6 protein-coding genes are annotated in these 5500 nt (G+C 73.0%); 2 read left to right on the top strand and 4 right to left on the bottom strand.

All coding sequences use genetic code 11. From position 1 onward, the window contains the following. On the top strand, window positions 1-1034 hold a 1034-nt coding region (locus tag DMH12_RS36865), incomplete at its 5' end, for a pectinesterase family protein (RefSeq protein ID WP_125495650.1). A gap of 116 nt (window positions 1035-1150) precedes the next feature. Beyond that, window positions 1151-1948 carry an HAD family acid phosphatase gene (locus tag DMH12_RS36860; protein WP_125495649.1) on the top strand — a complete coding sequence of 266 codons (798 nt, stop codon included), beginning with the start codon at window positions 1151-1153 and terminating at the stop codon, window positions 1946-1948. 10 nt (window positions 1949-1958) lie between these two features. Here the strand turns inward: DMH12_RS36860 and DMH12_RS36855 are convergent, their stop codons facing one another. The 4 genes from DMH12_RS36855 to DMH12_RS36840 form a co-directional block, all read right to left on the bottom strand. Further along, window positions 1959-2666 carry a hypothetical protein gene (locus DMH12_RS36855; protein WP_125495648.1) on the bottom strand — a complete coding sequence of 236 codons (708 nt, stop codon included), beginning with the start codon at window positions 2664-2666 and terminating at the stop codon, window positions 1959-1961. Further along, window positions 2663-3229, bottom strand: a complete 567-nt coding sequence (locus tag DMH12_RS36850) for a SigE family RNA polymerase sigma factor (protein WP_125495647.1) — start codon at window positions 3227-3229, stop codon at window positions 2663-2665. Before DMH12_RS36850 ends, DMH12_RS36855 begins: the two co-directional genes overlap by 4 nt. Window positions 3230-3308: 79 nt before the next feature. Beyond that, the gene (locus tag DMH12_RS36845; RefSeq protein WP_125495646.1) at window positions 3309-4763 is read right to left on the bottom strand and encodes a penicillin-binding protein 2; all 1455 of its coding nucleotides are present in this window, start codon (window positions 4761-4763) and stop codon (window positions 3309-3311) included. Window positions 4764-4827: 64 nt separating this feature from the next. Continuing rightward, window positions 4828-5490, bottom strand: coding sequence for a response regulator transcription factor (locus tag DMH12_RS36840; RefSeq protein ID WP_125495645.1), 663 nt, complete (start codon window positions 5488-5490; stop codon window positions 4828-4830). Window positions 5491-5500: the final 10 nt, after the last annotated feature.

The raw sequence follows: 5500 nt of genomic DNA, 5'->3' as shown, positions 1-5500 counted from the left end.
TCGCCGGGCCCCGCCCGCGCCCCTTCGGCCGCCACGGCTCACCGGCCGCCAGGCGCTCCCCGAAGACCCTGTACGTCGACCCGCACGGCCGCGGCGACTTCACCACCGTGCAGGACGCCGTGACCGCGGCCGCGGGGAGCGGCTGGACGCTGGTCCTCGCCCCCGGCACCTACCGCGAGACGGTCCTGCTCGACACCGACCGCACCGAGGCGACCTGGATCGGCGCCTCCGGGGACCCGCGCGACGTGGTCATCGTGTACGACAACGCGGCCGGCACCCCCAGGCCGGACGGCTCCGGCACGTACGGCACCAGCGGATCGGCCACCACCACCCTGCGCGCCGACGGCTTCACCGCCCGCCACCTCACCTTCGCCAACGACTGGCTGCGCGCCGACCACCCCGGCATCACCGGCACCCAGGCCGTCGCGGTCAAGGTCCAGGGCGACCGCTCCGCCTTCCACCACTGCCGCTTCCTCGGTCACCAGGACACCCTCTACGCCGACAGCCGCGACCTCTCCCACTTCGCCCGCCAGTACTACGCGCACTGTCACGTCGAGGGCGACGTCGACTTCGTCTTCGGCCGGGCGACCGCGGTGTACGAGCACTGCCGCTTCCGCACCCTGGCCCGCACCGACCTCGAGGCCGCCCCCTACGGCTTCGTCTTCGCGCCCTCCACGGCGGGCGCCAACCCGCGCGGCTACCTGGTGACCGGCGGCCGCGTCGACAGTGAGGCCCCCGACGGCTACTACAAGCTGGCCCGCCCCTGGGTGCCCAGCTCCGACGGCACCGCCCGCCCGATGCTCACCGTGCGCGAGACCCGCCTCGGCGCCGGCATCGACGCCCGCGCGCCCTACGCGGACATGCGGGACGAACACCCCTGGCAGCGGCAGCGGTTCCGGGAGTATCGCAACACCGGCCCCGGCGCCGCGGTGACCGTCCCGGAGAACCGGCCCCTTCTCACCCGCGCAGAGGCGGCGGCGCACACGCGGGAGGCGTACCTGGGCGACTGGCGGCCGTACCGACGCATGCCCTGACGGGCCCAGCGGGTCCGGCACTTGACCCGCTTGACGCGAATTTTGCCAGGTAAAGGGGCGCGGATCCGGCCACGGGTCTCGCGCCCACCCGGGTGACGCGCGTAGAAACGTGTGTCATGCATAAACCACTGCGCCTCGCGACCGTCACCGCCGCCTGCGCCGTCGCCGGTGCCGTCCTGTACGGCACGGGCGCCGCCACCGCCGGCCAGTCCACCGCCAACTCCACCCACGAGCCCTACAACATCGGGCAGCTGGCCAAGGACATCGACGCCTACTACGGCACCACCCTCGACGCCGACGGCGTCTACCAGGCATCCCCGGACAGCCCGTACGCCGCCGACCTGGCCCGGGCCGACGCCGCCGCGAGGAAGCAGATCGACCGGGCGGCCCGCACGGCATCCCACCGGCACACGAAGCCGGCCGTCGTCTTCGACATCGACGACACGCTTCTCCTCAGCCTCGACTACGAGAAGAAGAACAACTACGGCTACGACAGCGCCACCTGGGCCGCCTACGTCGATCGCGCCGACCGCCCCGCAGTCCCCGGCAGCCCCGGACTCGTCCGGTACGCCGAGAAGAAGGGCGTCGAGGTCTTCTACAACTCAGGGCTGAGCGAGGAGCAGCGCGCCGCCGCCGTGCGGAACCTGAAGAAGGTGGGTGCCGACGTGAACCTCGACGCCGCCCACATGTTCCTCAAGGACAAGGCGCACCCGCCGTCCTACCTGGCCCACTGCGCCACCCCCGGCACCTGGACCTGCACCACCGTGCAGTACAAGGCGGGCACCCGCCGGCACATCGAGCGCGACCTCGGGTACGACGTCGTCGCCAACGTCGGCGACCAGTACTCCGACCTCCGGGGCGGCCACGCGGACCGCACGTACAAGCTGCCCAACCCGACGTACTTCGTCGAGTAGCGCGGGGGCGTCAGCCGCTCTCGCGTGACGTGAAACCGCCCTCCACCGAGTGGCGTCCGGACGCCGCGGTGGCCGTCGCGGAGTAGCGGTCGCCGCGCGCGTCCCGGCCACCGCGCTCGTGGTTGTACTGCCCGGCGAACATCCACTCGCCCGCCGGGACGGTGCGGCCCGGCTTGAGGGTCCACCGGTAGACGAGGAGGCCGTCCCGTTCCCCGGCCGTGAACGTGAAGTCGGCCTCCGGCAGCGAACGCCACGCGCCCGTGGAGGTGACCGAGCCGGTCTGCGCCACCCGCAGTTCGACGGTGAGCGCGGTCAGGGGAGCGCTCGTCCTCAGGGTGATGTTGCTCTGCGCCCAGAACTCGTTGCTGTGCGGGTCCACCGCGCCGGCCGACCACAGCGGCCCGGGCTCGCGCGGCCCGGGCTCCCGCGAACCGGGCGGGGCGGCGACCGAGCGCGGTGCGGGAGCCTCCCCGCCCACCCTCGACGCGGCCAGGGAGCCGCCGGCCACCAGCACACCCGCCACCGCGACGGCCGCCCCGGCCACCCGCGCCCAGCCCGGCAGCGCACGGGACGGCCGACGGTGTCCGGTGGTGCCGTCCCCGGCCGCCATGCCGCGCTCCACCCGGGCCAGGATGCGCGCCCGGTCCGGCTCGTGCGCCCCGGCCGCCCGGCGCAGCCGGGCGCGCAGCTCCGCGTCGGCGTCCCGCGGCCCGGTCATCCGGCCCCGCCCGCGGCCTCACCGCCGCGCGCGAGCGCCGCGCGCACCTGCCGGGGGACCGCCCGGTCGCCGAGCAGCCGCTGCAGTTCGGCCACGCCCTTCGAGGTCTGGCTCTTGACCGTGCCCACCGAGACGCCCAGGGCGAGCGCCGTGTCCCGCTCGGAGAGGTCGAACCCGTGCCGCAGCACCACACAGGCCCGCTTGCGGAACGGCAGCCGGCGCAGCGCCTCCCGCACGTCGACCACCCCGGCGACGTCCGGGTCCTCCGTCCGCTGCTCGCGCTGCGACCAGAACAGGGCGGCCCGTCTGCGCTCGCGCACGGCGGCGCGGATACGGGAGCGGGCCAGATTGGCGACGACACCGCGCGCGTACGCCACCGGGTGGTCGGCCGCCCGTACCCGGTCCCAGCGGTGCCACAGGGCCAGCAGCGCGTCCGCCGCGAGGTCGTCGGCGGCGTCCGGCTCGCCCGTCAGCAGCTGGGCGAGCCGGGCCAGTTCGGCGTAGTGGCGTTCGAAGAAGGCGTGGAACTCCGCGGAGGCGGCGTCGTCGACGGCTCTCCCCACGGGCGGACTCTCCTCGCAGCGGCTTCCCGGCCTTCCCGGCGTCGAACACCGTACGGCAGACCGAACCCGCGGGGGAGGGTCAGCTCTCGAGCGCCGCCTCCATCATCGCCTTGGCCACCGGGGCCGCCAGGCCGTTGCCGCTGACCTCGGAGCGGGCCGCGTCGGACTGCTCGACGATGACCGCCACGGCGACCTCCTTGTCCGAGGAGTCGGACTTGGCGTACGAGGTGAACCAGGCGTACGGCGTCTTGCTGTTGTTCTCGCCGTGCTGGGCGGTGCCCGTCTTGCCGCCCACCGTGGCGCCGGCGATCTGCGCGTTCGACCCGGTGCCCTTGTCGACCACGGTCTGCATCGCCGACTGGAGCTGCTCGGCGGTGTCGGAGCCGACGATCCGCTTCGAGTCCGCGTCGGAGTGGTCCTCCAGGGCGTCGCCGCCGCTGTCGGTGACCTGGGACACCATGTGCGGGGAGACCAGTTCGCCGCCGTTGGCGAGGGCCGCCGAGACCATCGCCATCTGCAGCGGGGTCGCCGTCACGTCGAACTGGCCGATACCCGTGAGGGCGGTCGACGAGCTGTTCATGTCCTTCGGGTACACGCTGGTGTACGCCCGGACCGGCACGTCCTGCGACTCGTCGTTGAACCCGAACTTCTCCGCCATGGCGCGCAGCTCGTCCTGGCCGAGGTCGACGGCCATCTTCGCGAACACGTTGTTGCACGAGTACTGGAGCGCGGTGCGGATCGTGGCGTTCTCGCAGGGCGCGTTCGGGTTCTCGTTGGACAGGTCCGTCGTGGTGCCCGGCAGGCGGTACGGGTCCGGGCTGTCGGTCTTCTCGTCCACCGACCCGTACAGCCCGTTCTCCAGCGCGGCGGCCGCGACGACCAGCTTGAAGGTGGAGCCCGGCGGCAGCGGCTGGCGCAGCGCGCGGTTGGTCAGCGGCTTGTCCGGGTCCTTGGTGAGCTTCTCCCAGGCCTCGCCCGCGGTGTTGGCGTCGGTGAGCGACGCCGGGTCGTACGAGGGGGTCGACACGACCGACAGGATCCTGCCCGTCTTCGGGTCGATCGCGACGGCGGCGCCCTTCGTCTCGCCCAGGGCATCGAACCCGGCCTTCTGCACGGCCGGGTCGATGGTCGTGACCACGTTCCCCGGCTCGGCGCGCTTGTCGGTGATCGTGTCCATGACGGTCTTGAGCCGCGGATCCGTGCCGTTGAGCACGTCCTGGTAGATGCCCTCCAGCTGGGTCGGCGCGTACGCCTGCGAGGCGTAGCCCGTCACGGCCGCGTACAGCTTGCCGTTCTCGTACGTGCGTTTGTGAGCGAGGTCGCTCCCCTCCGTGGGCGCCGAGCCGGTGACCGACCGGCCGCCCACGATGATGTTCCCGAGCGGCTCCGCGTACGTCTCGATCGCGTTGCGCCGGTTGTCCTTGCTGTCCGCGAGCGCCCGGCCCTCGTAGAACTGCACCCAGGTCGCCCTGATCAGCAGAGCGAGCACCAGGAGCAGCGTGAGGACCGATGCGCGCCTGATCGTCTTGTTCATCCCGCTGACAGGACGAACGGGCCGGGGCCGATCGTTCCATGTGCCCCGTTTTCTCATCGTCCGTTCATGTGGCCCCTCTGGTGAAGCCGGCCTCGTAGGCCCGGATCACCGCCTGGGTGCGGTCCCGGCTGCCGGTCTTCGCCAGCACCGACGCCACGTGTGTCTTCACCGTGGCCGGCCCGACCGCCATCCGCGCCGCGATCTCCGCATTGGTCAGGCCGGTCGCCATCAGGCGCAGCACCGCGCCCTCGCGTTCGGTGAGCCGTGCCACCCAGGGCGGCGGGGCGGGGTTCGCGCGGGCGTGCTCGGCGGCCAGCGTCCGCACCGCCGAGGGGAACAGCAGCGTGTCGCTGTGCGCCACCAGCCGCACCGCGCGGACGAGGGTGTCGGCGTCGGCCCGCTTGAGCAGGAACCCGGCGGCCCCGGCGCGCAAGGCGTCGTACACGTAGGAGTCGTTCTCGAAGGTGGTCACCACCACGACGCGGGGCGGCCCGGTGACGGTGGCAAGGATCCGCTCGGTGGCGCGGATGCCGTCGACGCCGGGCATGCGGACGTCCATCAGGACCACGTCCGGCACGGTCTCGCGCACCACGGACACCGCCTCGGCACCGGTGGCCGCCTCACCGACGACCTCCAGGTCGGCCTCGGCGGAGAGGATGGCACGCAGCGCGGTGCGCACCATCCGCTCGTCGTCGGCGAGCACGATCCGGATCGGCGGGCGGGTCACGGGGTCTCCT

Source organism: Streptomyces sp. WAC 04229, assembly GCF_003947455.1.
Lineage (GTDB): Bacteria > Actinomycetota > Actinomycetes > Streptomycetales > Streptomycetaceae > Streptomyces.
Note: the sequence above shows the minus strand (reverse complement) of the source record. Positions and strands in the feature narration are given on the sequence as shown.

What these genes read in the sequence shown, in the direction of transcription:
- DMH12_RS36845 (WP_125495646.1), bottom strand. Translation starts at nt 4,763, where the DNA reads ATGAACAAGACGATCAGGCGCGCATCGGTCCTCACGCTGCTCCTGGTG.
- DMH12_RS36855 (WP_125495648.1), bottom strand. Translation starts at nt 2,666, where the DNA reads ATGACCGGGCCGCGGGACGCCGACGCGGAGCTGCGCGCCCGGCTGCGC.
- DMH12_RS36860 (WP_125495649.1), top strand. Translation starts at nt 1,151, where the DNA reads ATGCATAAACCACTGCGCCTCGCGACCGTCACCGCCGCCTGCGCCGTC.